General features: G+C 67.7%; 23 protein-coding genes. 20 read left to right on the top strand and 3 right to left on the bottom strand.

Features of this window, described 5'->3' with window-relative positions:
• The 7 genes from DEF76_RS03970 (at position 1) to DEF76_RS03940 (ending at position 6,767) form a co-directional block, all read left to right on the top strand.
• Positions 1 to 750 (top strand): ABC transporter ATP-binding protein, encoded by a 750-nt coding sequence (locus DEF76_RS03970; protein ID WP_114911214.1) that lies wholly within the window; start codon positions 1 to 3, stop codon positions 748 to 750.
• Positions 731 to 1,441, top strand: coding sequence for an ABC transporter ATP-binding protein (locus tag DEF76_RS03965; RefSeq protein ID WP_114911213.1), 711 nt, complete (start codon positions 731 to 733; stop codon positions 1,439 to 1,441). The genes DEF76_RS03970 and DEF76_RS03965 overlap by 20 nt, the downstream gene beginning before the upstream one ends.
• On the top strand, positions 1,438 to 2,340 hold the full coding sequence (locus tag DEF76_RS03960) for a branched-chain amino acid ABC transporter permease (RefSeq protein WP_114911212.1): 903 nt from the start codon (positions 1,438 to 1,440) through the stop codon (positions 2,338 to 2,340). The genes DEF76_RS03965 and DEF76_RS03960 overlap by 4 nt, the downstream gene beginning before the upstream one ends.
• On the top strand, positions 2,337 to 3,392 hold the full coding sequence (locus DEF76_RS03955) for a branched-chain amino acid ABC transporter permease (protein WP_114911211.1): 1,056 nt from the start codon (positions 2,337 to 2,339) through the stop codon (positions 3,390 to 3,392). Before DEF76_RS03960 ends, DEF76_RS03955 begins: the two co-directional genes overlap by 4 nt.
• Positions 3,389 to 4,570 (top strand): 4-hydroxybenzoate 3-monooxygenase, encoded by a 1,182-nt coding sequence (locus DEF76_RS03950; RefSeq protein WP_114911210.1) that lies wholly within the window; start codon positions 3,389 to 3,391, stop codon positions 4,568 to 4,570. Before DEF76_RS03955 ends, DEF76_RS03950 begins: the two co-directional genes overlap by 4 nt.
• Before the next feature lie 21 nt (positions 4,571 to 4,591).
• The gene (locus DEF76_RS03945; protein WP_114911209.1) at positions 4,592 to 5,701 is read left to right on the top strand and encodes an NAD(P)-dependent alcohol dehydrogenase; all 1,110 of its coding nucleotides are present in this window, start codon (positions 4,592 to 4,594) and stop codon (positions 5,699 to 5,701) included.
• A 109-nt stretch (positions 5,702 to 5,810) separates the two neighbouring features.
• Entirely contained in the window at positions 5,811 to 6,767 is a 957-nt protein-coding gene (locus DEF76_RS03940) for an energy transducer TonB (RefSeq protein WP_162800470.1), read from the top strand.
• 122 nt (positions 6,768 to 6,889) lie between these two features.
• On the opposite strand, the gene DEF76_RS03935 is transcribed toward DEF76_RS03940, so the two are convergent.
• Positions 6,890 to 7,837, bottom strand: a complete 948-nt coding sequence (locus DEF76_RS03935; protein ID WP_114913645.1) for a LysR family transcriptional regulator — start codon at positions 7,835 to 7,837, stop codon at positions 6,890 to 6,892.
• Between the two features lie 143 nt (positions 7,838 to 7,980).
• Here DEF76_RS03935 and DEF76_RS03930 point away from each other — a divergent pair, with 143 nt between their 5' ends.
• The 10 genes from DEF76_RS03930 (at position 7,981) to DEF76_RS03885 (ending at position 18,966) form a co-directional block, all read left to right on the top strand.
• Entirely contained in the window at positions 7,981 to 9,039 is a 1,059-nt protein-coding gene (locus tag DEF76_RS03930; RefSeq protein WP_114913644.1) for a class 1 fructose-bisphosphatase, read from the top strand.
• Complete coding sequence (locus DEF76_RS03925) at positions 9,030 to 9,905, top strand: phosphoribulokinase (RefSeq protein ID WP_114911207.1); 876 nt, start codon at positions 9,030 to 9,032, stop codon at positions 9,903 to 9,905. Before DEF76_RS03930 ends, DEF76_RS03925 begins: the two co-directional genes overlap by 10 nt.
• Before the next feature lie 11 nt (positions 9,906 to 9,916).
• Positions 9,917 to 11,938 (top strand): transketolase, encoded by a 2,022-nt coding sequence (gene tkt / locus DEF76_RS03920; RefSeq protein ID WP_456303854.1) that lies wholly within the window; start codon positions 9,917 to 9,919, stop codon positions 11,936 to 11,938.
• A 41-nt stretch (positions 11,939 to 11,979) separates the two neighbouring features.
• Positions 11,980 to 13,062, top strand: coding sequence for a class II fructose-bisphosphate aldolase (fba, locus tag DEF76_RS03915; protein WP_114911205.1), 1,083 nt, complete (start codon positions 11,980 to 11,982; stop codon positions 13,060 to 13,062).
• Positions 13,063 to 13,089: 27 nt separating this feature from the next.
• Positions 13,090 to 14,544, top strand: a complete 1,455-nt coding sequence (locus DEF76_RS03910; protein ID WP_114911204.1) for a form I ribulose bisphosphate carboxylase large subunit — start codon at positions 13,090 to 13,092, stop codon at positions 14,542 to 14,544.
• A 26-nt stretch (positions 14,545 to 14,570) separates the two neighbouring features.
• A complete protein-coding gene (locus tag DEF76_RS03905; RefSeq protein ID WP_114913643.1) occupies positions 14,571 to 14,990 on the top strand; it encodes a ribulose bisphosphate carboxylase small subunit in 420 nt (139 codons plus the stop codon).
• A 63-nt stretch (positions 14,991 to 15,053) separates the two neighbouring features.
• Positions 15,054 to 15,959 (top strand): CbbX protein, encoded by a 906-nt coding sequence (gene cbbX / locus DEF76_RS03900; protein WP_114911203.1) that lies wholly within the window; start codon positions 15,054 to 15,056, stop codon positions 15,957 to 15,959.
• On the top strand, positions 15,956 to 16,615 hold the full coding sequence (gene rpe / locus DEF76_RS03895; protein WP_114911202.1) for a ribulose-phosphate 3-epimerase: 660 nt from the start codon (positions 15,956 to 15,958) through the stop codon (positions 16,613 to 16,615). The genes cbbX and rpe overlap by 4 nt, the downstream gene beginning before the upstream one ends.
• A 74-nt stretch (positions 16,616 to 16,689) precedes the next feature.
• Positions 16,690 to 17,763 carry an alpha/beta hydrolase gene (locus tag DEF76_RS03890; RefSeq protein ID WP_205216101.1) on the top strand — a complete coding sequence of 358 codons (1,074 nt, stop codon included), beginning with the start codon at positions 16,690 to 16,692 and terminating at the stop codon, positions 17,761 to 17,763.
• Between the two features lie 15 nt (positions 17,764 to 17,778).
• Positions 17,779 to 18,966, top strand: a complete 1,188-nt coding sequence (locus tag DEF76_RS03885) for a phosphoglycerate kinase (RefSeq protein ID WP_114911201.1) — start codon at positions 17,779 to 17,781, stop codon at positions 18,964 to 18,966.
• A 37-nt stretch (positions 18,967 to 19,003) separates the two neighbouring features.
• Here DEF76_RS03885 and DEF76_RS03880 read toward each other — a convergent pair whose 3' ends face one another.
• Positions 19,004 to 20,251, bottom strand: a complete 1,248-nt coding sequence (locus DEF76_RS03880; RefSeq protein ID WP_205216100.1) for an MFS transporter — start codon at positions 20,249 to 20,251, stop codon at positions 19,004 to 19,006.
• Positions 20,215 to 21,303 (bottom strand): A/G-specific adenine glycosylase, encoded by a 1,089-nt coding sequence (locus DEF76_RS03875; protein ID WP_114911200.1) that lies wholly within the window; start codon positions 21,301 to 21,303, stop codon positions 20,215 to 20,217. The genes DEF76_RS03880 and DEF76_RS03875 overlap by 37 nt, the downstream gene beginning before the upstream one ends.
• On the opposite strand from DEF76_RS03875, the gene DEF76_RS03870 reads away from it, so the two are divergent.
• The 3 genes from DEF76_RS03870 to smc are packed head-to-tail and all read left to right on the top strand — an operon-like array spanning position 21,302 to position 25,992.
• Complete coding sequence (locus tag DEF76_RS03870; protein ID WP_240319101.1) at positions 21,302 to 21,829, top strand: DUF721 domain-containing protein; 528 nt, start codon at positions 21,302 to 21,304, stop codon at positions 21,827 to 21,829. The two genes, DEF76_RS03875 and DEF76_RS03870, sit on opposite strands and share 2 nt — an antisense overlap.
• 58 nt (positions 21,830 to 21,887) lie before the next feature.
• Positions 21,888 to 22,517 (top strand): DsbA family protein, encoded by a 630-nt coding sequence (locus DEF76_RS03865; protein ID WP_114911199.1) that lies wholly within the window; start codon positions 21,888 to 21,890, stop codon positions 22,515 to 22,517.
• Between the two features lie 13 nt (positions 22,518 to 22,530).
• Positions 22,531 to 25,992 (top strand): chromosome segregation protein SMC, encoded by a 3,462-nt coding sequence (smc, locus tag DEF76_RS03860; protein WP_114911198.1) that lies wholly within the window; start codon positions 22,531 to 22,533, stop codon positions 25,990 to 25,992.
• Positions 25,993 to 26,064 lie beyond the last annotated feature (72 nt).

Raw genomic sequence — 26,064 nt, 5'->3', positions numbered from 1 at the left:
ATGACGCAACCGGGACCTCTTCTCGCGGCGGCTGGTCTCGGCAAGCGGTTTGGCGCGCTGGTGGTGCTCGATGCCGTCGATTTCACCGTCGCGGCCGGGGAGGCGGTCGGCATCGTCGGCCCCAATGGGGCGGGCAAAACGACGCTGCTCAACGTTCTCTCCGGCCGCTATGCGCCGGAAGCGGGGCGGATCACCTTTCGCGGCGAGGATGTGACCGCGCTCGACGTCGCTTCCCGCTGCCGGCGCGGCCTTGCCCGCTCGCATCAGATCCCGCGCCCTTTTGGCGGCATGACGGTGTTTGAGAGTCTGCTGGTGGCGGCAGAAGCCGGCGCCGGCTTGCGCGGGCGCGCGGCCGAGTGGCGCGGGCTCGAGACGCTCTCGCTCTGCGGCATGATGGCGCTCGCCAATCGCCGCGGCGAAGCCCTCGGCCTGCTCGATCGCAAGCGCCTCGAACTCGCGCGCGCCCTGGCAACGAACCCGGCGCTGCTTTTGCTCGATGAAATCGGCGCCGGGCTCACCGATGGCGAAGCGCAGGGGCTGGTCGAAATCATCCGCGCAATCCATGCGCGCGGCATCGCCATCGTCTGGATCGAACATATCGTGCATGTTCTGGTGCAGGTGGTCGGGCGGTTGGTTTGCATGGATGCCGGGCGGGTGATCGCTGACGGCGAGCCCGCTTCGGTGCTGCGCGATGCCGCGGTGATCGACGCCTATCTTGGAGCGGCGGCGCATGTCCCTGCTCACGGTTGAAGGTCTCGAGGCGCGGCATGGGCTTTTGCGCGCCGTGCGCGGCGTCGATCTCGCGCTCGGCGAGGGCGAGACATTGGCGCTGGTCGGGGCCAATGGCGCCGGCAAGACGACGCTGCTCCGCACCATCGCCGGCGCCCATCGCGCCGCCGCCGGGCGCATTTGTCTCGATGGCGCCGAGATCACCACGCTGCCCGCGCATCGGCGCTTGCAGCGCGGCATCGCGCTGGTGCCGGAAGGGCGGCAGCTTTTCACGGGCATGACGGTCGAGGAAAATCTGCGCGTCGCCGAGGGGCGCGGGCGCACCGGGCGATGGACGCTGGCGACGGTGCTGGAGGCGTTTCCGCAGCTTCGCCCCAAACTCAAAGCCCGCGCCGGCGATCTCTCCGGCGGCCAGCAGCAGGCGGCGGCGATCGCGCGCGCCTTGATGAGCAATCCGCGTCTCCTGCTGCTCGACGAGGTCTCGCTCGGGCTCTCGCCGGTCGCCGTCGATCAGCTCTATGTCTCGCTCCAGGCGCTACTCGCGGGGGGGGCGACGGTCATTCTCGTCGAGCAGGATCTCGGCCGCGCGCTGCGGGTCGCAAGCCGCGTCGTCTGCCTTCTCGAGGGGCGGGTGACTTATGAGGGCGCGGCGCAAACAACCACGCGCGAGCAGGTGATGGAGGCCTATTTCGGCATGGCAGGCGGGCGATGATCTTCCTCAATCAGATCCTGCAAGGGGTGTTTCTCGGCGCCTATTACGCGCTGATCGCGTGCTCGCTCTCGTTTCTGTTCGGGGTCATGCGGATCATCAACCTCGCCCATGGCAGCCTCGCCGTGCTCGCCGCCTTTCTTTTGTTCGTGCTCGCCGATCGCTTCGGCCTCTCACCCTGGCTCGGCCTGATCCTCGTCGTGCCGGTGATGGCGGCGCTGGGCTGGGCTTTGCAGGTTCTGGTGCTGGAGCGGAGCCTCAAAGGCGGGCTCCTGGTGCCGCTGCTCAGCACCTTCGGCCTTGCGATCGTGATCGATAATCTTCTGTTTCAGGGTTTCGGCGCCGATACCCGCTCGCTCGCGCCGGCGATCGGCGATCTTTCCTTCGCGAGCTGGGTGCTGAGCGATGATGTCAGTATCGGGCAGCTCGACGTCATCATTCTTGCTGCCGCGATCGCAACGCTCGGGGGATTGCAGCTATTTCTCGCCCGGACAAGGCTCGGGCGAACGATACGCGCAACCGCCGAGGCGCCGGATATCGTTGGCCTGATCGGCATCGATGCACGCGCGGTCTATGCGCTGGCGACGGCGATCGCCTTGGCGCTCGCGGCGATCGCCGGGGCGTTTCTCGCGCTCCGGGCGACGTTCAATCCCTATAGCGGCGGCATGCAGCTTCTGTTCGCCTTCGAAGCGGTGGTGATCGGCGGGTTCGGCTCGCTCTGGGGCACGCTGATCGGCGGCATCATGCTTGGGATTGCGCAAAATCTCGGCGCCTTCATCAACCCGCATGGCTTTCTCATCGCCGGGCACGGATTTTTTCTCGTGGTCCTGATCGCCCGCCTCTATGCCGGGCCGATCGCCGAGCGCGTGCGTTACGGGCGTCGTCGGGTGTCGGCGGCATGAGGTTCGCGGACGGCCTTCAGGTGTCAGACGGTCTCCGGGTGGAGCGCTGGACCAAGCGCGCGGGGATCTTCGTCCTCATCGCGCTGATCACGCTCGGCGCGCTCGCGTTCGGGCCGATGGTGTTTTCGCCGGGCGCGACCGAACGGCTGAGCGCGCTCTTCATCTATGTCATTCTCGCCGTGATGTGGAATCTCCTCGCCGGCTATGGCGGTTTGGTTTCGGTCGGGCAGCAGGCGTTTTTTGGCTTGGGCGCCTATGCCGCGATCCGGCTTTCCGCCGCCGGCGTTGCCGTCTATCCGGCGCTGCTGCTCGCCGCTCTCGTGGTCGGTGGGTTGGCAGTGCCGATCGGCGAGGTGATGCTGCGGCTCTCTGGCGGCGAATTCGCGATCGGCATGTGGGTGGTCGCCGAACTCGCCCATCTCCTGGTCAATCTCGACCCCTTGGTGCAGGGCGAGACCGGCACCTCGCTGATCGCGCTCGATGCCTTCGCTGTCGCCGCGCGCCGCGCCGATACCTATTGGGCTTCACTCGCGGCCATGGCGCTCGCGCTCGCGCTGGTTTTCCTGATGCTGCGCGGGCGGCTCGGCACCGCCTTGCAGGCGATCCGCGACGACGATGTCGCGGCGGCCTCGGTCGGGGTGCGGGTGCTCGCGACCAAGCGGGTGGTGTTCGTGCTCGCCGCCGCCGGCGCCGCCCTCGCCGGCGCGCTCTGGCTCGCGACCGCGATCACCTTTCAGCCGCACGCCTATTTCAGCGTGCAATGGACCGCCTACATGATTTTCATGACCCTGGTCGGCGGCCTCGGCACGTTCGAGGGGCCGGTGCTCGGGGCTTTGCTGTTTTTCGTCATCGAGACCGCGTTCGGTGCGAGCGGGGTGTGGTATCTCGTTGGCCTCGGGGCGGCGGCGCTGGGCTTTGCGCTGTTTGCGCCGCGCGGCCTCTGGGGCGGGTTCACGGCGCGGTTTGCGCCGCGCCTGCTGCCGCTCGGCTATCACGTCGTGCTAGCGCGAACGCTGGTCGCCGCGCCGGCGAAAGAGGGAAAAGCGCCATGAGAACTGAAATCGGCATCATCGGCGCCGGGCCGGCGGGCCTGTTTCTCGCCCATCTGCTTCGCCGCGCCGGCATCGAGGCGGTGATCCTCGAAAGCCGCACCCGCGAGGAGGTGGAGGGGACGATCCGCGCCGGCGTGCTCGAGCAATGGGTAGTCGATCTCATGCGCGACCTCGGTCTTGCCGCCCGGCTCGACCAAAACGCCGATTTTCACACCGGCATCACCCTGCAATGGCAGGGCGAGCGCCTCCATCTCGACATGCGGGAATTGACCGGCGGCAAGCAGGTGACGGTCTATCCCCAGCATGAGGTGCTGCGCGATCTCATCGCCGGCCTGCTCGCCGCCGGCGGCGACATCCGCTTTGGGGTCGGCGAGACGGCTTTGCACGACATCACCGGCGAGCGCCCGTTCATCACCTTCCGCCCCGACAAAACCGGGCCCGAGACCCGGCTCGACTGCGCCTATATCGTCGGCGCCGACGGCTATCACGGGCCCAGCCGGCAAGCGATCCCGGAGGCCGCGCGGCGGGAGTTTCACAAAATCTACCCCTTCGGCTGGCTCGGCATCCTCGCCCGCGCACCGCGCTCCTGGCATGAGCTGATCTATGCAAACCAGGCCGAGGGCTTCGCGCTCCTCAGCACCCGCTCGCCGGAGGTGCAGCGGCTCTATCTCCAATGCGATCCCGCCGATGATTTGGCGCTCTGGCCGGATCGGCGGATCTGGGACGAATTGCAGGCGCGCCTCTCAGCCCCCGGCTTCACCCTGATCGAGGGGCCGATTTTCCAAAAGGGGATCATTCCGCTGCGCAGTTTCGTCTGCGAGACGATGCAGTATGGCCGCCTGTTCCTCGCCGGCGATGCCGCCCATATCGTGCCGCCGACCGGGGCCAAGGGGCTCAATCTCGCGGTCGCCGACGTCGTCGTGCTGGCCGAAGCGCTGATCGCGCGCGTGCAGCACAATGACGGGGAGAAACTCGCCCGCTACAGCGAGACCGCGCTGCGGCGGGTCTGGAAGGGCGAGCGGTTTTCCTGGTACATGACGACGATGTTGCACCGCAATCCGACGGAGGGCGAGTTCGAGCGTCGGATCCATTTCGCCGATCTCGATTTCGTGCGCACCTCGCGCGCCGCCGCGACGGCTCTGGCGGAAAATTACGTGGGCTTGCCGTTCGATCGCTGACCGCAACCGGGGGAGACAACCATGCGTATCACCGCCGCCATGGCCACCGCGCCGCACGCGCCGCTCACCCTCACCGAACTCGAGATCGATGACCCGCGCGACGACGAGGTGCTGGTCCGCGTGCTCGCCTGCGGCGTCTGCCATACCGATATCGCGTGCCGCGACCAGGCGTTGCCGGTGCCGTTGCCGGCGGTGCTCGGCCATGAGGGGGCGGGTATCGTCGAGCGGGTCGGGGCAATGGTGCGCAAGGTTGCGCCCGGCGATCATGTGCTGCTGAGCTATGACAGTTGCGCGACATGCCCAAGCTGCCGCGCGGCAAAGCCGTTTTATTGTCATCAGTTCGGCGCTTATAATTTCTCGGCCCGCCGCCCCGATGGCTCGGCCGCGCTCAGCGCCGAGGGCGGCGCCGTCGTCGGCGGGCGGTTTTTCGGCCAGTCGGCCTTCGCGAGCCATTGCCTCGCGCGTGAGCGCAATCTGGTCAGGGTCGCGGCGGAGGCGCCACTCGAACTCCTGGCGCCGCTCGGCTGCGGCATCCAGACCGGCGCCGGCACGGTCTTGAATGCGCTGCGCCCCGAAGCCGGGGCGACGATCGCGATTTTCGGCGCCGGGACAGTCGGGCTCGCCGCCGTGCTGGGCGCGAACATCGCCGGTTGCGGGCGTATCATCGCGATCGAGCCCAATCCGGCGCGGCGGGAATTGGCGCGGGAATTCGGCGCGACCGACACCATCGATCCCCGTGCGGTCGCGGATGTTCCCGCCGCCCTGCGCGATGCCCTCGGCGCTGCTGGCGCCGATTACAGCATCGAATGCACCGGGATCCCGGCGGTCGCGACGGCGGCCGTCCATAGCCTCGCCCCGCGCGGCACCGCCGCCCTGGTCGGTGCGATGCCGGCGGGCGCGGAATATCGCTTCGATGCCATCAAGGTGATGACGGAAGGGCTCACGGTGCGCGGCGTGATCGAGGGCGAAAGCCGCCCGGACGATTTCCTGCCGCGTCTGATCGCGCTCCATCGCGAGGGCCGCTTCCTCTTCGCGCGCATGATCCGGCATTATCCCTTCGCCGAGATCAACGCGGCGCTGGCGGCGAGCGAACGCGGCGACGCGATCAAGCCGGTGCTGTTGATGGCGTGATCTTTGCGGCGATGACGATCGGGGCTTGCCTTGGCGGCGGCTTTGCGGAACCCTATCGCGAAGCCTTCGGCGAGACCGGATGAGAGGGGAGGGAAAGATTTTCGCCGCGATGCCGCCTGAGCCGTATCCGCCGTTTTTTCTCTCGCGCGAGGCCGCCACGTCCGAGCCGGCGCGGCCGGAGCCGGTGCTCGGGTGGCAGCCGGCGCCGGCCCCAGGGGAGCGTGAGCGCTGGGCTGCCTTGTCGCCGGCAGCGGCGCGGATCGGCCGCTGCGGCGGGATTTCGACGGTTTTCCACGCGCTGGCGCTGGCGGCGGTCCTGCTCTGGGCCGAATATCTCGTGCCCCCCGAGCCGATCGCCATCGGCGGCGCGGTCGCCATGGTCTTCGCGCCGAACGAGCCGGCGGCGCCGCACTCCGCCCTACCCCCGGCGGTCCCGACGCCGCCTGCGGCGGCGCCGATGCCGGTTGCCGCGCCGCCACCCGACGCGGCGAATACCCAGACGGAAACGGCAGCCCTCGCGCCGCCGATGCCGCCCCCCGAACCCGCGATCGCCACCACCCAAGAGCCGCCGCCGGCCCGGCCAGCGCCAACCCCCGAGCGCGTGCAGGCGATGGCGCCGCCAGAGGCACCAGCGAAACCGGCGCCGCGCCCGCACCAAGCGCATGCCCCCCCGACACAGATGGCAAAAACGGCGGAACGCGAGCAGGCTTCCGCATCGGCGGCGTCCCCGTCATCCGCCGCCCCGCCCGCGCCTTCCGGCCCCACGCTTGCCACGGCGGCGCTGGTGCCGCCCCACCCGCTCGCCGCGGCCGAGGGTAACCACGCGCCGATTTATCCGGTCTTGTCCCTCAGGCGGCGCGAGCAAGGGCGGGTCGTGCTGTTGGTCAATGTCACCGCCGATGGCCGCGCCGACACCGTGCAGGTGGCAACGAGCAGCGGATTTTCGGCCCTCGACCGCGCCGCCATCGACGCGGTGCAGCAATGGCGCTTCGTCCCGGCGACGCGTGGCGGAACCCCGGTGCCGGCAACCGCCGAGGTGCCGCTCAATTTTACGATCTCGCACTGATCGCCGGGCGCGCCGCCCTTAGAGCAAGGTAGGTTTTGATTGAACCATCCTGTTCAATCAAAACCGGCCAACTTGCTCGCCAAAATAGGGGTAGAGCGTGATCGACTTAAACCGATCGCGCTCTAGGCGTCACGGCTCTCGCCGGGGAGATCGAGCCTCGGCAGGAACGCGCTCCCTTCCCGCACGAGATGCTCCCACAAGGCGCGCGCGGCCGGCAAAAGCCGCTTTTCCCGCCGCCGCACGAGATACCATTGTCGCAAAATCGGCAAGCCGACAACGTCGAGAATGGCAATTCGCCGGTCGGCCCATTCGGCGGCGATGGTGTGGGCGGAAATCAGCGCGATGCCCATGCCGGCGATCACCGCTTGCTTGATCGTCTCATTGCTGCCGAACTCCATCCCGCCGGCGGGGGCGAGACCGGCGCTCTCAAAGAAGCGCTGCACGAGAGCGCGCGTGCCCGAGCCCGGCTCACGCAGCACGAAGGGCTGATCGAGAAGGGCTGCGGGCGGAATCGCCACGCGTCCGGCGAGCGGATGATCGGGGGCGGCGATGATGACGTGGGGATGGGCGCCGATGGCGATTTCGGTAACCTCGAAATGCTCCGGCGGGCGGCCCATGATGGCGAGATCGATTTCGAAACGCTCGAGCGCCGCCACCGTCTCGCCGCGATTGCCGACCAGAAGGCGAAGATCGATCTCGGGATGGACGCGTTTGAAAGCGGCGAGCGCGCTCGGCGCGAAATATTTCGCGGTGCTGATCAACCCGATCGCAACGTGGCCGCGCTGCATGCCGGCGAGGGCGGCGATGGCTTCGAGACAATCGGCGATTTCGCTTTCGATGCGCGCGGTGGTGGCGAGGAGTTCGCGCCCGGCCTCGGTCGGGATCGCTTTGCCGTTGCTGCGCTCCAAAAGCGGCAGGCCAAGACTGTCCTCGATCTCGCGGAGTTGATGCAAAATCGCCGGCGGGCTCACCCCGATGGCGGCGGCGGCGCCGGTGATGGTGCCGTGCTCGACGATGGCGGCAAAGCCGCGCATCTGCTTCAGGGTGAGGCGTCGGCGCGCCCTATTCAATAAATTTTTCATTGCGACAAAGTTAATTAAAATCGCTTTCATCGACAAGAGCGACTATTCATGTCTTCCAAGAGAATGAGCGCGAACGATCATTGCGCCGCCGCCCGGATCACGGAAATTTTGATCCCTTGGAGGAGGAAGCGATGAAACAGACCCTGGAAGACCATCTCAGCCACTGGGCAGCGCATGACCCGGCGCGCGAGGCCATCGCCACGACGGTCCTCGCTTGTGCGCAAGCCGGGCGGAAACTCGCCGAGCTTTGCGCCCTCGGCCCCCTCGCCGGCGATCTCGCCGCCGGCCTTGACGCAAGCCCGAGCGGCGATGCGCAAAAGGAACTCGACCGCCGCGCTCATGATCTGTTCGTCGCCGCCCTTCGCCACGCCCCGGTTGCGGTGCTCGGCTCAGAAGAGGCCGAGGCGCCGCTTGTGCTACGCGCCGACGGGCATCTCGCCGTCGCCATAGACCCGCTCGACGGGTCTTCCAACATCGCCGTCAATGCCCCGCTCGGCAGCATTTTCTCGATCCTGCCAATCGATCCCGCCCTCCCGCCAGCGCAGCAATGGCTGCGCCCCGGGAGCGCGCAACTCGCCGCCGGATTTCTGATCTACGGGCCCGAGACTGCACTGGTGCTGAGCCTTGGCAGCGGCACCGACATCTTCACGCTGCACCGGCCGAGCGGCGCCTTCTTGCTCACCCGCGCCGGCCTCAGCTTGCCGCGTGGGACCAACGAATACGCGATCAACGCCTCCAATTATCGCCATTGGGAGCCGCCGATTCGCGCCTATATCGATGACTGCCTGGCCGGCGCCGAGGGGCCGCGACGGGCCGATTTCAACACCCGCTGGCTCGCCTCGGTGGTCGCGGAAGCGTATCGGATTCTGCTCCGGGGCGGCATCTATCTCTACCCCGGCGACGCCCGCCCGGGCTATCGCGAGGGGCGTCTTCGCCTGGTTTACGAAGCCGCCCCGCTCGCGTTTCTGATCGAGCAGGCGGGCGGCGCGGCGAGCGACGGGGTTGCCCCCATTCTTTCGCGCACGCCAACCAGTTTGCATCAGCGCACACCACTGATTTTCGGCGCCGACGACAAGGTCGCCCGCGTGCGCGCCTATTACGCCGGCGAACTCGCGATCGCCGAGCGCGCGCCGCTGTTCGGCCGGCGCGGCTTGTTTCGCACCGATCGGGAGCTTGCGCCATGTCGCTGAGCCATCCGATCATTTCCGTCACCGGCTCCTCGGGCGCTGGCACGACGACGGTCAAGCACACGTTCGAGCAGATTTTTCGCCGTGAAAAGATCGAAGCCGCCTATATCGAGGGTGACGCCTTCCATCGCTACGACCGCACCGCGATGAAGGCCCGGATGGAAGAAGAAACCGCGCGCGGCAACCATCATTTCAGCCATTTCGGGCCGGACTCCAATCTTTTTGCCGAACTCGAGGCTTTATTCGCACGCTATGGCGAAAGCGGCGTCGGGCGCTATCGCCATTATGTTCATGACGCGATCGAAGCCGAGCGTTATGGCGCCGCACCCGGCACCTTCACCGCGTGGCGTGACCTGCCGGAAGGCAGTGATGTTCTGTTCTATGAAGGCCTGCATGGCGCGGTGATCACCGACGAGGTTAATGTCGCGCGCCACGCTGATCTCAAGATCGGCGTCGTGCCGGTGCTCAATCTCGAATGGATCCAAAAAATCCATCGCGATCGCGCGACACGCGGCTATTCGACGGAAGCCGTGATGGACACCATCCTCCGCCGGATGCCGGATTACGTGCATTACATCATTCCCCAATTCGCTGTCACCGACATCAATTTCCAGCGCGTGCCGACGGTCGATACCTCGAACCCGTTCATCGCGCGCTGGATCCCGACCGCCGACGAATCGCTCGTCGTCATCCGCTTTGCCAATCCGCGCGGCATCGATTTTCCTTATCTGGTCTCGATGATCCATGACAGCTTCATGTCGCGCGCCAATTCCATCGTCATTCCGGGCGGCAAGCTCGATCTCGCGATGCAGCTCATTCTGACGCCGCTCATCCTGCAACTGATGGAACGCCGCCGCCGCGCGCGTTGAGGACACCGCACGTGAACCATTCCGCAAAAGCCATGCCCGGCACGACAACCGACCGCGATCTCGCCAACGCCATTCGCGCGCTCGCGATGGATGCCGTTGAGCGCGCGCAATCGGGCCATCCCGGCATGCCGATGGGCATGGCCGATGTCGCGACGGTGCTCTGGACGCAATTTTTGAAATTTGACCCGCAAGCGCCGGACTGGCCGGATCGCGACCGCTTCGTGCTCTCTGCCGGGCATGGTTCGATGCTGCTCTACGCTCTGCTTTATCTCACCGGCTTTCCCGCGATGACACGCGATGAGCTGATGCGCTTTCGCACGCTCGGCGCGAAAACCCCGGGCCATCCCGAATACGGCCACACCGCCGGCGTCGAGACGACGACCGGCCCGCTCGGTCAAGGCTTTGCCAACGCCGTCGGCATGGCGCTCGCGGAAGCGATGCTCGCCACGCGTTGGGGGCGACAATACGTCGATCACTGGACCTACGTGATCGCCGGTGATGGCTGTCTGATGGAGGGAATTTCGCATGAGGCGGCCTCGCTCGCTGGCCATCTCGGCCTTGGCCGCCTGATCGTGCTTTATGATGACAATCACATCTCGATTGACGGCCCGACCTCGCTTGCGATGTCCGATGACACGCTGCTTCGCTTCACCGCTTATGGCTGGCAGGCGCAGGCGGTGGACGGGCATGATCCGGAGGCGGTGGCGCGGGCGATCGCCGCCGCGCGGCGTGATCCCCGTCCGTCGCTGATCGCCTGCCGCACGGTGATCGGTTTCGGCGCGCCGGGAAAACAGGGCACGGCGGGCGTTCATGGGGCGCCGCTCGGCGCCGACGAAATCGCCAAGGCGCGCGCCACCTTGCCTTGGGAGGCGCCTCCTTTCGAGATCCCGCCCGACATTCTCGCGGCCTGGCGTGCCGCCGGCCGGCGCTCGCGTCCGCTCCGGCGGGCGTGGGAGAAGAGTTTTGCCGAGGCCCCGGCCGATTGCCGCGAATTTTTCGCCCGCGCGGAAAGCCTTGCGCTCCCTGAGACTCTGGCGCCGGCTTTGGCAGAGTACCGGCAATCGCTGCTGGCGTCGCGCCCCAACGTTGCAACGCGCAAGGCGAGTGAAGCGGTGCTGGACGTGATTGCGTCTCATCTGCCCGAATTGCTTGGCGGCTCGGCGGATCTCACGCACTCCAACAATACCCTCGCGCGCGGCATGACCCCGGTGCGGCCGGGTGATTTTTCCGGGCGCTATCTTCATTATGGCGTACGCGAACATGCCATGGCGGCGGCGATGAACGGGATTGCGCTCCATCGCGGGTTCATCCCGTATGGCGGCACCTTCCTCGCCTTTTCCGATTACGCGCGCGGCGCCATCCGGCTCTCGGCGCTGATGGGATTGCGGGTGATCTACGTGATGACGCATGACAGTATCGGCCTTGGCGAGGACGGGCCGACACATCAGCCCATCGAGCATCTCGCGGCCTTGCGCGCCATGCCTAATCTTTTGGTCTTTCGTCCCGCCGATGCGATCGAAACGGCGGAATGCTGGGAGGCGGCGCTGCGCGAGACGGCGCGGCCTTCGCTGCTCGCGCTCTCGCGCCAGGCGCTGCCATTGCTCCGCGAGGGCGACGCCACCGAGCCACTTGCCGCGCGCGGTGCCTATGTGTTGGCGGAGGCGAGCGGGGCGCGGCGCCTGACCTTGATCGCCTCCGGCTCGGAAGTCGCGATCGCACTTGATGCACGCAAAAGTCTCGAAAAAAGTGGCGTTCCCACCGCGGTGATTTCGATGCCGTGCTTTACGCTGTTCGATGAACAGAGCGCAGCCTACCGCGCCCATGTGCTCGGCGGGGTGCCGCGTCTTGCGATCGAGGCGGCATCGCCCTTCGGTTGGGCGCGTTATGTCGGAAGCGAGGCGAATGTCGTTGGCTTGCGGGGTTTTGGCGCGTCCGCCCCGGCGGGCGAGCTTTATGCGCATTTCGGCCTGACGGCGGCAGCGATCGCGGCGCGCGGCCGGACACTGCTCGGCCTCGCTGACGCCGCACCCTGAGCGGATATCGCGTCCTTCCGTTAAACTCGGAGAGAAAGCCCATGTCTCTTATCACTCTTCGCCAATTGCTCGACCACGCCGCTGAGTATCGTTATGGCGTACCGGCATTCAACATCAATAACATGGAGCAGTTGCTCGCCATCATGAACGCGGCGCGCAAAGCCGCCGCGCCCGTCATTATCCAGGCGAGCCGCGGCGCCCGCGCCTATGCCGGCGATGCGATGCTGCGCCACATGGTGGCGGCGGTGGTTGAGACCTATCCCGAAATTCCGCTTTGCTTGCACCAAGATCATGGCGAGCGGGTTGCGACGTGTCTTTCCGCCATCCAGAACGGTTTTACCTCGGTGATGATGGACGGTTCGTTGCTTGCCGACGGCAAAACACCCGCTGACTATGCCTATAATGTCAACGTGACGGCGGAAGTGGTGCGACTTGCGCACAGCGTCGGGGTCTCGGTCGAGGGCGAACTCGGCTGCCTCGGCTCGCTCGAGAGCGGCCATGGCGAGGCCGAGGACGGACATGGCGCCGAGGGTGTGCTCGATCGTGCGCAATTGCTCACCGATCCTGATCAGGCCTTCGATTTCGTCACGCGCACCGGTGTTGACGCGTTGGCGGTTGCGATCGGCACCAGCCATGGCGCCTATAAATTCAACCGCGCGCCGAGCGGTGACATTCTCGCGATGGAAATTGTCAAGGCGATCCATGCGCGTTTGCCGAACACGCATCTCGTCATGCATGGCTCGTCTTCGGTGCCGCAGGAGCTGCAGGACATTTTCAACCGCTTCGGTGGCGCGATGCCGCAGACCTGGGGGGTGCCGGTCGCGGAGATCGTCGAGGGGATTCGCTTCGGCGTGCGCAAGATCAATATCGATACCGATTGCCGTCTCGCGATGGCTGGGCAGTTTCGCAAAATGGCCACCGAGCACGCGGCGGAGTTTGACCCGAGGGCGTTTCTCAAACCGGCCATGGCCGCACTCGAAGCGCTTTGTCTCAGCCGTTTCGAGGCGTTCGGCGCCGCCGGCATGGCGCCGAAGATCGCACCACTCCCACTGGCAGCGATGGCGCGGCGTTATGCCGATGATGCCAAACGCAACACGACCAACCAGACCGCACAAGCCGCCTGACGTTCGTTTCAGTCACAGGAGCTCACCATGAACAAAGTCACGGCGACGGCACGCAAGGGCCGCTACGATGCCGGAGTGATGAAATACAAGGAAATGGGCTATTTCGATCTCGACTATCAGCCCAAGGATACCGATATCCTCGCGCTCTTTCGCATCACGCCGCAAGAGGGTGTCGATCCCGAGGAGGCCGCCGCGGCGGTCGCCGGGGAAAGTTCGACCGCAACCTGGACGGTGGTGTGGACCGACCGCCTCACCGCTTGCGAGAAATATCGCGCGAAATGCTATCGCGTCGATCCGGTGCCTGGGCAAGAAGGGCAGTATTTCGCTTATATCGCCTATGATCTCGATCTCTTTGAGCCAGGCTCGATCGTTAATCTCTCGGCCTCGATCATCGGCAATGTCTTCGGCTTCAAGCCGCTGAAGGCACTCCGGCTCGAGGATATGCGTCTGCCGGTCGCCTATGTGAAAACTTTCGATGGGCCAGCCACCGGGATCGTCGTCGAACGCGAGCGGCTCGACAAGTTCGGCCGGCCGCTACTCGGCGCGACGGTGAAGCCGAAGCTCGGACTTTCCGGGCGCAATTACGGACGGGTGGTGTACGAGGCTCTGAAAGGTGGTCTCGATTTCACCAAAGACGACGAGAACATCAACAGCCAGCCCTTCATGCACTGGCGCGACCGCTTTCTCTATTGCATGGAAGCGGTCAACCGCGCGCAGGCGATGACCGGCGAAGTCAAGGGCACGTATCTCAATGTCTCCGCCGCCACCATGGAGGACATGTATGAGCGCGCCGAATTCGCCAAGGAACTCGGCTCGGCGATCATCATGATCGATCTCGTCATCGGCTATACCGCCATCCAGTCGATGGCGAAATGGGCGCGCCGGAACGATATGATCCTTCATCTCCATCGCGCCGGCCATTCGACCTACACGCGGCAGAAATCGCATGGCGTCAGTTTTCGCGTCATCGCCAAATGGATGCGCCTCGCCGGCGTCGATCACATCCATGCCGGCACCGTGGTTGGCAAGCTCGAGGGCGATCCGGCGACGACGCGCGGCTATTATGACATTTGCCGCGAGATGTACAATCCCATGCGGCTCGAGCACGGGATTTTCTTCGACCAGGACTGGGCGAGCCTGCGGCGCATGATGCCCGTCGCTTCTGGCGGCATCCATGCCGGACAGATGCATCAACTGCTCGATCTGCTCGGTGAAGACTGCGTCCTGCAATTCGGCGGCGGCACCATCGGCCATCCGATGGGCATCGCCGCCGGCGCGACCGCGAACCGGGTTGCGCTCGAGGCGATGGTGCTTGCGCGCAACGAGGGGCGAGACATTCTGGCGGAAGGGCCGGCGATCTTGCAAGACGCGGCGCGAGGTTGCACGCCGCTCGCCCAAGCGCTCGAAGTCTGGAAAGACGTCAGTTTCAATTACACCTCGACCGATACCCCGGATTTCGTTCCGACATTGACGCCGGCCTGAGAAACGCCGCGCGAAAGGAGACGATGATGCCTATCACCCAGGGAACCTTCAGCTTCCTCCCCCCTCTGACCGACGCGCAGATCGGCGCCCAGGTGAGATATTGCCTGGCGAAAGGCTGGGCCCTCAATATCGAGTTCACCGACGATCCGCATCCCCGCAACACCTATTGGGAGATGTGGGGGACGCCGATGTTCGATCTCAAAGACCCGGCGGGGTTCATGTATGAATTGGCCGAGTGTCGAAAAGTCCATGCCGGGCGCGGCTATATCCGGGTTTCGGCGTTCGATGCGACGCCGGGTTGGGAATCGCTCCGGCTTTCCTTCATCAGCGATCGACCGGCCGAGGAACCCGGCTTCATGGTGGTGCGCGAGGAGCGGGCCGGCCGCATGATCGGCTATACCATGCGCGCCTATGCCACCGATCGCCCGGCCGGCGCGCGTTATTGACCCTTCCCCCCGACTGCCGGCCCGCCGCGAGGAGGGCCGGCATTTTTTTCCAAGGGAAAAGCCATGGATGCGACGGCGGATGCGACAATCGACCTCGAGGCGGCCTATCTGCGTTCGGGGGTCGGCGAAATCCTCGATGAACTCGATCGCGAATTGGTTGGCCTGCAGCCGGTCAAGCGGCGGATCAGGGAGATCGCGGCGCGGCTTTTGATCGATCGGCTGCGCCAGGAATTTGGCGCGGGCGGCCAGGCGCCGACGCTCCACATGTCTTTCACCGGCAATCCCGGCACCGGCAAAACCACGGTCGCGCTGCGCATGGCGGATATTCTCCATCGGCTGGGTTATATCCGCACCAATCAGCTCGTCTCGGTCACGCGTGACGATCTCGTCGGCCAATATATCGGGCACACCGCGCCGAAGACCAAGGAAATCCTCAAGAAAGCGATGGGCGGCGTGTTGTTCATCGACGAAGCCTATTACCTCTATCGCCCGGAAAACGAGCGCGATTATGGGCAGGAGGCGATCGAGATCCTGCTTCAAGTAATGGAAGCGCAGCGTCGCGATCTCGTCGTCATTCTCGCGGGCTACGGAGACCGGATGGACCGGTTTTTCACCGCCAATCCGGGATTTCGCTCGCGTGTCGCCCACCACATCGATTTTCCCGATTACGCTGACGAAGAACTGTTCGCGATCGCCGAGAAAATGCTGGCAAGCCAGCATGACCGCTTCGATGCGGGGGCAGCGGCGGCGTTTCGCGACTATATCGCAGCGCGCCGGCGCCAGCCGCATTTCGCCAATGCGCGGTCGATCCGCAACGCCCTCGATCGCGCGCGGCTGCGCCAAGCGGTGCGCTTGTTTGAGGACCGTGCGCGGCCGCTTGCGGTCGGCGATTTGATCACCCTCGTCGCCGATGACATTCTGCGCAGCCGAGTCTTCGACCAAACCAGCCCAGCAGAGGAAAAGCCATGACCGCAACGCCGCTGATCGCGCCCTCGCTGCTCGCCGCCGATTTCGCCCGCCTCGGCGAGGAGGTGCAGGCGATCGACGCGGCGGGGGCGGATTGGCTGCATCTCGATATCATGGACGGGCACTTCGTGCCGAATATCAGCTTCGGCCCGGATATCATCCGCGCGATCCGCCCGTTCAGCAAAAAATGCTTCGATACGCATCTGATGATCGCGCCGGTCGATCCCTATCTCGAAGCCTTCGCCAAAGCCGGGGCGGACCGCATCATCGTCCATGCCGAGGCCGGCGTGCATCTCGAACGCACCCTTGCCGCGATCGGCGCGCTCGGCAAAGCGGCGGGGGTCGCGCTCAACCCGGCGACACCGGAAAGCGCCGTCGCCTACGTGCTCGACCGTGTCGATCTCATCCTGGTGATGAGCGTCAATCCCGGCTTCGGCGGCCAGGCATTTCTGCCCGCGGTTCTCGAGAAAATCCGCCGCGTGCGCGCCCTTATCGGGACGCGGCCGATCCATATCGAGGTCGATGGCGGCATCACCACGCAATCCGCGCCCGCGGTTCTCGCCGCCGGCGCCGATGTGCTGGTCGCGGGCTCGGCGGTGTTCCGCGCCCCGCCCTATGCGCGGGCGATCGCGGCGCTGCGCGAGGCGGCGGCGCAATGAGCCTCGGGGCTTGCCTTTTCGCCGCCCAGCCTGTCATCTCGCGCCCGTGAGATAAGGCAAAGCGGGAGGATGCGGTGACGAGAAATCATGGTCTTGGTCTGGCGGCGGGGCTTTTGCTGCTCGCCGCGATGGCTCCGCTGCGCGCGTTCGCGGATCAGGCGGCTGACCCGATGGGCGGGGAGATCGCGGTCTCCGAACACATGGTGCCGGCGCCGCAAAAGGGCCTCGAGATTTACGTCCGCAACAAGCATCTCGCCGGGGTGTCGACGTTCGGGCCGGAAAAAACCTTGGTTTTCGTCCATGGCGCGACCTATCCGGCGAGCACCGCCTTCGATCTTCCGCTCGGCGGGTTTTCCTGGATGGATTACCTCGCCCGCCATGGCTATGACGTCTATCTCCTTGACCTTCCTGGCTATGGCCGCTCGACGCGGCCGCCAGAGATGGATGCGCCGGCATCGGCCAATCCGCCGCTCGAGACCACTGACCAGGCGGTCGCGGCCCTCGGCGCCGTGGTCGATGACGTGCTGCAGCGGCGTGGTCTCCAAAGCCTCGACGTCATGGGCTGGTCGTGGGGGACGGCGATCGCCGCTGGCTTCGCCGCCGAGCACCCGGCCAAGGTGCATCGCCTGGTGCTTTATGCGACGCTTTGGGTGATGGATCAGCCCTCCACCACCCTCAAGATCGACCCCGACCATCTCGGCGCCTATCGCCAGGTGACGCGGGCGGACGCGGAAAAACGCTGGCTTTCGGGCCTCACGCCCGAGCAGCAGGCGGGGCTGATCCCACCCGGCTGGTTCGCGCAATGGGCGGACGCGACCTTCGCGACCGACCCCAAGGGGGCGGCGCAAAACCCGCCGGTGCTGCGCGCCCCGGAGGGGGTGATCTACGATGTCGTGCGCTATTGGCAGAAGGGGCACCCGACCTGGGATCCGGCCAAGCTCACCATGCCGGTGCTGATGGTGCAGGCGGAATGGGATCACGACACACCTCCCTACATGTCCCATACCGTGTTTCCACTGATCACCCATGCGCCGTGGAAGGAATATGCGATGCTCGGGGAGGGGACGCACACGATCATCATGGAAAAAAACCGCCTGCAATTGTTCCGCGTCGTGCAGGATTTCCTCGATATGCCGGCGCCGCGTTGAGGAGAGTTTCGCACGATGTCCTTTCGCACCCTCGATGGTCTGACGCTTGCGGGAAAGCGGGTGCTGCTCCGCGCCGATCTCAACGTGCCGCTGCATGACGGGCGCATCACCGATCGCACCCGGCTCGAACGCCTGACCCCGACCATTCGTGAACTCGCGGCGAAGGGGGCGCGGGTCATCGTCTGTTCGCATTTCGGCCGCCCCAAGGGCAAGCCGGATCCGGCCTTCTCCCTCGCGCCGGTCGCCGCCGCGCTCGGCGAGGTGCTGGGTCGTCCGGTCGCGTTCGCGGCTGACTGCATCGGGCCCGCGGCACAGGCGGCGGTCGCGGCGTTAGCGCCGGGCGGGGTGCTGGTTTTGGAGAACACCCGGTTTCACGCCGGCGAGGAGGCGAACGATCCGGCCTTCGCGCAAGCGCTCGCCGATCTCGCCGATCTTTACGTCAATGACGCGTTTTCCGCTGCCCACCGCGCCCATGCCAGCACCGCGGCCGTCGCCCATCTGCTGCCCGCCTATGCCGGGCGGCTGATGCAGCGCGAGTTGGAGGCGCTGGCTGCCGCCCTCGACCATCCGGCGCGCCCGCTCGCGGCCATCGTCGGCGGCGCGAAAGTGTCCACCAAGCTCGCTCTGCTCGGCAATCTCATCACGCGGGTCAACGCGCTGGTGATCGCCGGCGCCATGGCCAATACGTTTCTCGCCGCAAACGGCATCGCCATCGGATCCTCGCTCGAGGAGCCGAGCATGCACGATGCCGCGCGGCAGATCGCGGCGGCGGCCAAAGCAGCGGGTTGCGAGATCATTCTCCCGATCGATGCGGTGACGGCGACGGAATTCCGCGCCAACCCGCCGACCCAAATGGTCGCGATCGACGCCGTTGCCCCCGGCACCCTCATTCTCGATCTCGGCCCGGCGAGTGTCGCGCGGCTCGTCGAAAAGCTCGCCGGCTGGAAGACGCTGGTCTGGAATGGCCCACTCGGCGCCTTCGAGACGCCGCCTTTCGATGCCGCCACCACGGCGCTCGCCCGCGCCGTCGCGGAGCGCACCGCGGCGGGTCAGCTCCTCAGCGTCGCTGGCGGCGGCGATACCCTCGCCGCACTGCATCACGCCGGGGTCGCCGAGCAGTTTTCCTATCTTTCGACCGCCGGCGGCGCCTTTCTCGAATGGCTGGAGGGGAAAACCCTGCCCGGGGTCGCGGCGCTGGGCTGACGCCGCCTGATCACGTCAGCCACCAGCGGCAGGCGCTTTACGGCCTTGCGCCATAAACCAGCCCGGCGAGCAGGGCGCCGGCGAGCAGATAGGCGAAGGCGGCGAGCAGGAACGGCGCGCCGGGGAAGAAGATCGCCGCACCCGGCGCGGTGAAATGCGCAAAAAGCGCCGCGCCCAGGAGCGGGGCGAAGATCGCCGTGAGACTTTGCAGCGAGGCGAGCACCCCCTGCGCCTCGCCCTGGCGGTCGGCGCCGGCCTCGGCGGCGAACAGGGCGCGGATCGCCGGCGTGTTGATCGCGCCCAGCGCCGAAATCATGACGCCGGCATAGATCATCCAGCCGGCGGCGGCGAAGGCGTAGGTGCTTTGGGCGAGGGCGGCGACCAGGCAGCCGAGCAGCGCCGTTCGTGTCTCGCCGAAACGGCCGAGGATGCGGCGCATGAGAAAGCTCTGCACCAGGGCCTGGGAAAGCCCGGCCAACGCCAGCGCGAAGCCGTTTTGCGTCGTGTGCCAGCCAAAGCGAAGTCCGGTCGAAAGCACGAAAGCGCTTTGCAGCGCGCCGAGGCCGAACCAGGTGGCGCTCCAGGCGCAGGCGAGGCGGCGCGCGCGGGGATTGGCGCGCAGGGCAGAGAGGGCCGCGATCGGGTTGGCCCGACGCCAGGAAAAATTCCGCCGGTGTTCTTTCGCCAGAGATTCCGGCAGCACGAAAAAACCATAAAGCGCGTTGCAGAGCGAAAGCCCGGCGGCGGCGAGAAAGGGCAGCCGCAGCCAGATCCCGCCGAGCACGCCGCCGACCACCGGGCCGAGCACGAAGCCGAGCCCGAACATCGCCCCGACCAGCCCGAAACGCTGGCCGCGCCGCTCGGGCGGGGTCACGTCCGAGATATAGGCGGTCACCGCCGAGATATTGGCGGTGGTCACGCCGGCGAGCAGGCGCGCGAACAAGACGAAGCCGAGCGAGGGGGCAGCGGCGAGGATGAGATAGTCGATCCCGAGGCCGAGGACCGAGAGCAGCATCACCGGGCGGCGGCCGAAACGGTCCGACAAGCCGCCGATGATCGGCGAGAAGATGAATTGCATGGCCGCGAAACTGGTGGCGAGCAGGCCGACCCAGGCGGCGGCATGGCTCGCATCGCCGCCCGAGAGTTCGAGCACCAGTTGCGGCACGATCGGGATCACGAGCCCGATGCCGAGCGCATCGATCGCGAGCAAGGCAAGCGCGAAGCCGATCGCCGGCGCCCGCCCGCCGCTCACGCCGGCCTCGCCGCGGCGGCGAGGCGGACGCATTTGCGCATCACCGAGGGCAGCGCCTCATCGGCCAAAGCCGCCACCGGGCGCGCAAAACCGCCGAGATCGGCGGCGGGAAACGCCGCAACAGAGCCGGCATAGACATCGAGCGAGAGCGCGAAATGGGTGAAAACATGCCGCACCGCGCCGAGTTTGCGCCACTCCGCCGCGATCGGCGCCGCCGCGAGCGCTTCCGCCTCCGCCCACGGCGCCCCTTCGCGCCAAGCGGTGCCGGGCAGCTCGACCATGCCGGCGAGCAGGCCGCGCCCCGGCCGACGGCGGAGCAGCACCGCGCCGCTCGCGTCGGTGAGCCAGAATTGCGCCCCGAAACGCTCCGGCCGTGGCGGTTTCGCGGCGCGGCGCGGCAATTGCGCGGCAATGCCGAGGCGCTCGGCCCGGCAGCCGGCGCGGAGCGGGCATTCCGGGCAGCGCGGCGCGGCTTTGACGCAGATCCCGGCGCCGAGATCAAACAAGGCCTGCGTCGCGTCCCCGGGCCTTGCGCGAAACGCCGGCGCGGCGGCGAGGGTTTCGGCCGCGTCGGCGATTTCCGCCAGCGCCTGCGGCAGCGGCGTCGTGATCGCAAGAAGCCGCGCCAGCACCCGCGCGACATTGCCATCGACCGCGAGCGCCGGCACCCCGAAGGCGATCGCGGCGATGGCGGCGGCGCTATAGGCGCCAATCCCCGGCAATTGCCGTAAATCCGCCGGCGTGCGCGGAAAGCCACCCGCCGCGGCAATCATCCGCGCCGCGCGATGGAGGTTGCGGGCGCGGGCATAATAGCCGAGCCCAGCCCAGAGCCGCAGAACCTCGCTCTCGGGCGCCGCGGCGAGGCTTGCGAGGGTTGGGAAGCGCTGGGTAAACCGCGCGAAATAGGGTATCACTGCCGCGACCGTGGTCTGTTGCAGCATGATTTCGCTGAGCCAGACCCGATAGGGATCGGCGGTCTCGCCGGCCCCCGCGCGCCAGGGCAAAACCCGCCGCGCGCGGTCGTAAAAGGCGAGCAGCGCCGGCCAGTCGAGAGCGAGCCGGGTGAGGGCGGCGGGAGAGGGCATGATGGCGGGCACGAAGACGTCTATGCATGGGCGGCACGCTGACGGCAAGGCAAGCGCCGCCGCCCCAGCGAGCACGGAGATGGCGCGGCGCGGCGCCGGCCCGCGCCCGCTCGGCGTTCTGCTCGCCCCCCTCCTGCGCCCGGCGTTCAGCAAGCGCGCCCCGGCGATTGCGCAACTCGCGGCCGACTGGCCGGCGATCGTCGGCCCGCACCTGGCCGCGCAGACCACGCCGCGCCGGCTCGCCGCGGGGACGTTGACACTCGCCTGCGCCGGCACGGTCGCGCTGGAATTGCAGCATAGCGGGCCGGCGCTGATCGAGCGGATCAACACCCATCTCGGCCGCGATGCGATCAAGCGGCTGCGTTTCGCGCAAAATCTGCTGCCGCCGCTCGCGCGCACGCTCCCCGCCGGCGATCCGGCGATCGCGGCCGCTGTCGAGGCGCGCCTCGACGGGCTTCCCGCCTCCGAGCTACGGAGTGCGCTTGCCGCCCTTGGCCGCGCCATCCATGCCGCGGGACAACGGTAGATAAAGGTCTCGACTTTTTCCCCGCCGATACGGTAATCTACAACATGTTGAGGAAATCATGCTGATCCAGCGTCGCCCCCTACTAGCTCTTGTGGCCGGCCAGATAGTCGCGCTGCCCTTTCTCGCCCCCCGCGCGGCGCGCGCCGCCGATGCCGGTGGCGATCCCCGCTTCGCGCCGCGCACGCTGGGCTCCGATCAGGCGCCGATCAAAGTGATGGAATTCTTCTCGCTCACCTGCACCCATTGCGCGGCGTTTTCGCGCGAGACCATGCCGGAGGTGAAGGCGAAGCTGATCGAGACTGGCAAGGTGCAGATGATCTATCGCGATTTCCCGCTCGACCGGGTCGCCCTGATGGCGGCGATGGTCGCGCGCACGCTGCCGCCCGACCGCTATGAGCCGTTCATCACCGCGCTGTTCGCGAGCCAGGATCACTGGGCCTTCAACCGCCAGAGCGACCCGCGCGAGGAGCTTGCCAAAATGGCCGGGCTCGCCGGCCTCTCACGCCCGGCCTTTGACGCCGCGATCGCCGATAAGGCGCTCGAGCAGTTCGTGCTCGCCGGCCAGCAAAAGGCGGAGGACGAATACCATGTCGATTCGACGCCGACCTTCGCCGCCAATGGCCAGACCCATGCCGGCGAAATGACCTACGCCGCCTTCAGCGCTTTCATCGGCGCCGCCAGCGGTTAGGCGGGGCCGCTTCGTGCCGGCGAGCTTTGCCAAACTCCGGATCGCGGGCTTCAAAAGCTTCGCCGAACCGACCGCGCTCGACATTCTCCCCGGCCTTACCGGCATTGTCGGGCCGAATGGCTGCGGCAAGTCGAACGTCGTCGAGGCGCTGCGTTGGGTGATGGGCGAAAGCTCGGCCCGCAGCCTTCGCGGCGGCGAGATGGACGATGTCATCTTCGCCGGCACGACCCATCGCCCGTCGCGCAATTTCGCCGAGGTGGCGCTGATGCTGGAGGACGCCGCCGGCCGCGCGCCGCCGCCCTGGCATGCCCAAGCGGAGCTCGAAATCAGCCGCCGCATCGAGCGCGAAGCGGGCAGTTCCTATCGCATCAACGGCCGCGAGGCGCGGGCCCGCGACGTCCAAACCCTGTTTGCCGATCTCGCCTCCGGCGCGCGCACCTCGGCGATGGTGAGCCAGGGGCGGGTCGCGTCCCTGGTCAATGCCCGCCCCGATGAACGTCGCGCGATCCTCGAGGAAGCCGCCGGCATCAGCGGGCTGCATGCCCGCCGCCACGAGGCGGAGCTGAAACTGCGCGCAACCGAGGCCAATCTCAGCCGCGCCGAGGAATTACGCGCGACCCTCGAGACCCAGTTGCAGGGGTTGAAGCGCCAGGCGCGCCAGGCCCATCGCTACCGCAACCTCTCGGGCGCCATCCGCACCGCCGAGGCCGAGTGGCTTGCGATCCAGCACCAGCGCGCCAGCGCCGCGCGGGACGCGGCCGGGGCGGCGCTGGCGGCGGCGCAAGCTTTGGTCGCGGCGCGGGGCGAGGACGCGCGGGCGGCGGCGGCGCGGGCGGAGCAGGCGTCGCTCGCGCTGCCGGCGCTGCGCGGCGCCGAGGGCGAGGCGCGAACCGCGCTCGAGCGGGCGCGGGTCGCGCTCGAACAGATCGCCGCCGAGGAACGGCGTGCCGCTTCGGCGCTGGCCGAGGCGCGGGCGGCACGCCAGCGGCTCGAGCGCGACCGGGCGCATGCCGAGCAATCGCGCGCCGAGGCGGCAGCGGCGCTTTCCCGGCTGGAGGAGGAAACCGCCCGGCTCACCGCCGAGGCGCAAGCGCACCCGGCCCAGGCCGAGGCCGCCGCCGCCGCCCTCGCCGCCGCCACCGACGCGGCACGCGCGGCTGAGGCGGAGGCCAATCGCGCTCTCGAAATCGCGGCCGAGGCCGAGGCCGGGAGCCGCGCCCTGGCGGCGGCGCGCGGCGAGGCCGAGGCGCGGGCGCGGCGGGCGAGCACAGCGCTGGCGCGGCTGCGTGAGGAAGCGGCACGCCTGCCCCAGATCGCGCCCGAGCGGCTGGCGGCGGCGCGGGCGGCGAGCGCCGCGGCGGACGCGGCGCTGGAGGCGGCGCGACGTCAGCGCGCCGAGAGCGAGACCGCCCGCCAGGCCGCCGAAGCCGCCTTCGCCGCCGCCCGCGACGCGCAAAGCGAGCGCGAGGTGGCGCGGGCGAAGTTCGCGGCCGAGGCGGAGGCGCTGGCGGAACTGCTCGCCGTCAAGAATGACGCGCGCTGGCCGCGCATCGAGGATGCGCTGGAGGTGCCGGAGGGGCTGGAAACAGCCCTCGGCGCGGCGTTCGGCGAGGATCTCGACTCGGCTGCCGACCCGCAGGCGCCGCGTTATTGGCGGGAATTGGCGCCGCTCGATCCCGCGCCGTTGCCCGCCGGCGCCGAACCGCTCGCTGGCCTGGTCCGCGCCCCGGCGGCGCTCGCCCGCGCGCTCGCGGCGGTTGGGCTGGTCGAGGGGGATGCGGCGGGAGACGCTTTGCAGCCGCAACTCGCCCCGGGACAGATATTGGTGTCGCGGGCCGGCGCGGTCTGGCGCTGGGATGGCCATGGCGTTCACGCCGGCACGCCGACCGCGGCCGCGGTGCGGCTCGCGCAGCGGAACCGGCTCGCGGCCCTGCGCGCCCGGCTGGCCGAGGCAACGGCGGCGGCCGAGGCGGCGCGCTCGCGCCGGATGGCAGCGGAAGCCGCGGAAAAATCCGCCCGCGAGGCTGAGAAAACCGCCCGCGATGCGGCCCGTGTCGCGGAGCAGGCGGCCGAGCAAGCGCGTGCCGCCGCCGCCCGGCTCAGCGCCGAGGCGGCGACCGCGGCGGCACGCGCCAAGGCTCTCGATGAGCAACTGACCCGCGCCGGCAGCGAGGCGGAGGAAGCACAAGCGGCACTGACGCGCCTGGCCGAGGCCGCCGCCGCCCTTCCCGACGTCGCCGCCGCCACCGCCGCGCGTGACGCGGCGCGGGCGACGCTGGCCGCGGCGCGCGAGGCGGAAAACGCGGCGCGGCGCGCGCATGACGGGCTGGAACGCGCGGCGGCGTTGCGCACGAGCCGCCTCGCCGCGATCGCGACCGAACGGGACAACGCGCAGGCGCGGGCACGCGACGCCGAGGCGCGCGGCGCCGATTATGCCGCGCGTATGGCCGAAAGCGCGACGGCGCTGGCGGCCGCGGAGGCAGAGCCGGCGCGCCTTGCCGCGACGCGAGACGGTTTCGCCGAGGCTCTGGCGGCAGCGGAAGCGCGGCATCGCCAGGCCGCCGCCGCGCTCGCCACCGCCGAGAGCGAGGAAGCCGCCGCCACGCGTGGCGCGCGCGAGGCCGAGGCGGCGTTGGCGCAGGCCCGCGAAGCGATGGTGCGCGGAGAAGGCGAGGTCGCGACCGCCGATCACGCCTGGGGGGTGATCGCCGAGCGGGTTTTGACGCGGCTCGGCGCCACGCCCGAATTTCCCCCCCTCCCCGACCCGCTCGACGCGGAGGCCGAGGAGAAAGCACGCAAGCGCTTCGAGCGCCTGACCCGCGAGCGCGACGAAATGGGCCCGGTCAATCTCCGCGCCGAGATCGAAGCCGGCGAGATCGAAGCGCAGATCGCCACCATCATGCGCGAATGCGACGAAATCACCACGGCGATCGCCAAGCTCCGCGGCTCGATCGGCCATCTCAACCGCGAGGGGCGCGAGCGCCTCGGTGCCGTGTTCGCCGAGATCGATCGCCATTTCCAAGCGCTGTTCGCGCGCCTGTTCGGCGGCGGACGGGCGCATCTCGCGCTGGTCGGCTCGGATGATCCGCTGCTCGCCGGGCTCGAGATCTATGCGCAGCCGCCGGGCAAGAAGCTCGCGACCCTGTCACTGCTCTCGGGCGGCGAGCAGGCGCTGACCGCGCTGTCGCTGATTTTCGCGGTCTTCCGCTGCAACCCGGCGCCGATTTGCGTCCTTGATGAGGTCGATGCGCCGCTCGATGACGCCAATGTCGAGCGTTTTTGCACCCTCCTCGAGGACATGGTGCGCGAAACCGCAACGCGCTTCCTGGTGGTCACCCACCATCATCTCACCATGGCGCGGATGGACCGGCTGTTTGGCGTCACCATGCAGGAGCGCGGCGTCTCGCGCCTGCTTTCGGTCGATCTCGTGCGCGCCAGCGCGTTGGTCGATCCGCCGCGGCTGGCCGCAGAATAGGCGTCGCGGCCAGTTAGCATTTTATAAGATTTTTCTTGTTTTCGCGAAAAATTTCTGATTAATTAACCAAAC

The organism is Acidibrevibacterium fodinaquatile (genome assembly GCF_003352165.1).
GTDB classification, from domain to species: domain Bacteria; phylum Pseudomonadota; class Alphaproteobacteria; order Acetobacterales; family Acetobacteraceae; genus Acidibrevibacterium; species Acidibrevibacterium fodinaquatile.
The sequence above is the reverse complement of the archived record's forward strand: the minus strand, read 5'-3'. Positions and strand labels throughout refer to the sequence as shown.

Bases quoted from the DNA above. Each gene is read 5' to 3' on its own strand.
- DEF76_RS03885 (WP_114911201.1), top strand. From the start codon at position 17,779: ATGTCCTTTCGCACCCTCGATGGTCTGACGCTTGCGGGAAAGCGGGTG.
- DEF76_RS03950 (WP_114911210.1), top strand. From the start codon at position 3,389: ATGAGAACTGAAATCGGCATCATCGGCGCCGGGCCGGCGGGCCTGTTT.
- DEF76_RS03875 (WP_114911200.1), bottom strand. From the start codon at position 21,303: ATGCCCTCTCCCGCCGCCCTCACCCGGCTCGCTCTCGACTGGCCGGCG.
- cbbX (WP_114911203.1), top strand. From the start codon at position 15,054: ATGGATGCGACGGCGGATGCGACAATCGACCTCGAGGCGGCCTATCTG.
- DEF76_RS03930 (WP_114913644.1), top strand. From the start codon at position 7,981: ATGAAACAGACCCTGGAAGACCATCTCAGCCACTGGGCAGCGCATGAC.
- DEF76_RS03940 (WP_162800470.1), top strand. From the start codon at position 5,811: ATGCCGCCTGAGCCGTATCCGCCGTTTTTTCTCTCGCGCGAGGCCGCC.
- DEF76_RS03970 (WP_114911214.1), top strand. From the start codon at position 1: ATGACGCAACCGGGACCTCTTCTCGCGGCGGCTGGTCTCGGCAAGCGG.
- DEF76_RS03945 (WP_114911209.1), top strand. From the start codon at position 4,592: ATGCGTATCACCGCCGCCATGGCCACCGCGCCGCACGCGCCGCTCACC.
- DEF76_RS03870 (WP_240319101.1), top strand. From the start codon at position 21,302: ATGATGGCGGGCACGAAGACGTCTATGCATGGGCGGCACGCTGACGGC.
- fba (WP_114911205.1), top strand. From the start codon at position 11,980: ATGTCTCTTATCACTCTTCGCCAATTGCTCGACCACGCCGCTGAGTAT.
- DEF76_RS03905 (WP_114913643.1), top strand. From the start codon at position 14,571: ATGCCTATCACCCAGGGAACCTTCAGCTTCCTCCCCCCTCTGACCGAC.
- DEF76_RS03965 (WP_114911213.1), top strand. From the start codon at position 731: ATGTCCCTGCTCACGGTTGAAGGTCTCGAGGCGCGGCATGGGCTTTTG.
- DEF76_RS03880 (WP_205216100.1), bottom strand. From the start codon at position 20,251: ATGCGTCCGCCTCGCCGCCGCGGCGAGGCCGGCGTGAGCGGCGGGCGG.
- DEF76_RS03960 (WP_114911212.1), top strand. From the start codon at position 1,438: ATGATCTTCCTCAATCAGATCCTGCAAGGGGTGTTTCTCGGCGCCTAT.
- rpe (WP_114911202.1), top strand. From the start codon at position 15,956: ATGACCGCAACGCCGCTGATCGCGCCCTCGCTGCTCGCCGCCGATTTC.
- DEF76_RS03865 (WP_114911199.1), top strand. From the start codon at position 21,888: ATGCTGATCCAGCGTCGCCCCCTACTAGCTCTTGTGGCCGGCCAGATA.
- DEF76_RS03910 (WP_114911204.1), top strand. From the start codon at position 13,090: ATGAACAAAGTCACGGCGACGGCACGCAAGGGCCGCTACGATGCCGGA.
- DEF76_RS03955 (WP_114911211.1), top strand. From the start codon at position 2,337: ATGAGGTTCGCGGACGGCCTTCAGGTGTCAGACGGTCTCCGGGTGGAG.
- DEF76_RS03925 (WP_114911207.1), top strand. From the start codon at position 9,030: ATGTCGCTGAGCCATCCGATCATTTCCGTCACCGGCTCCTCGGGCGCT.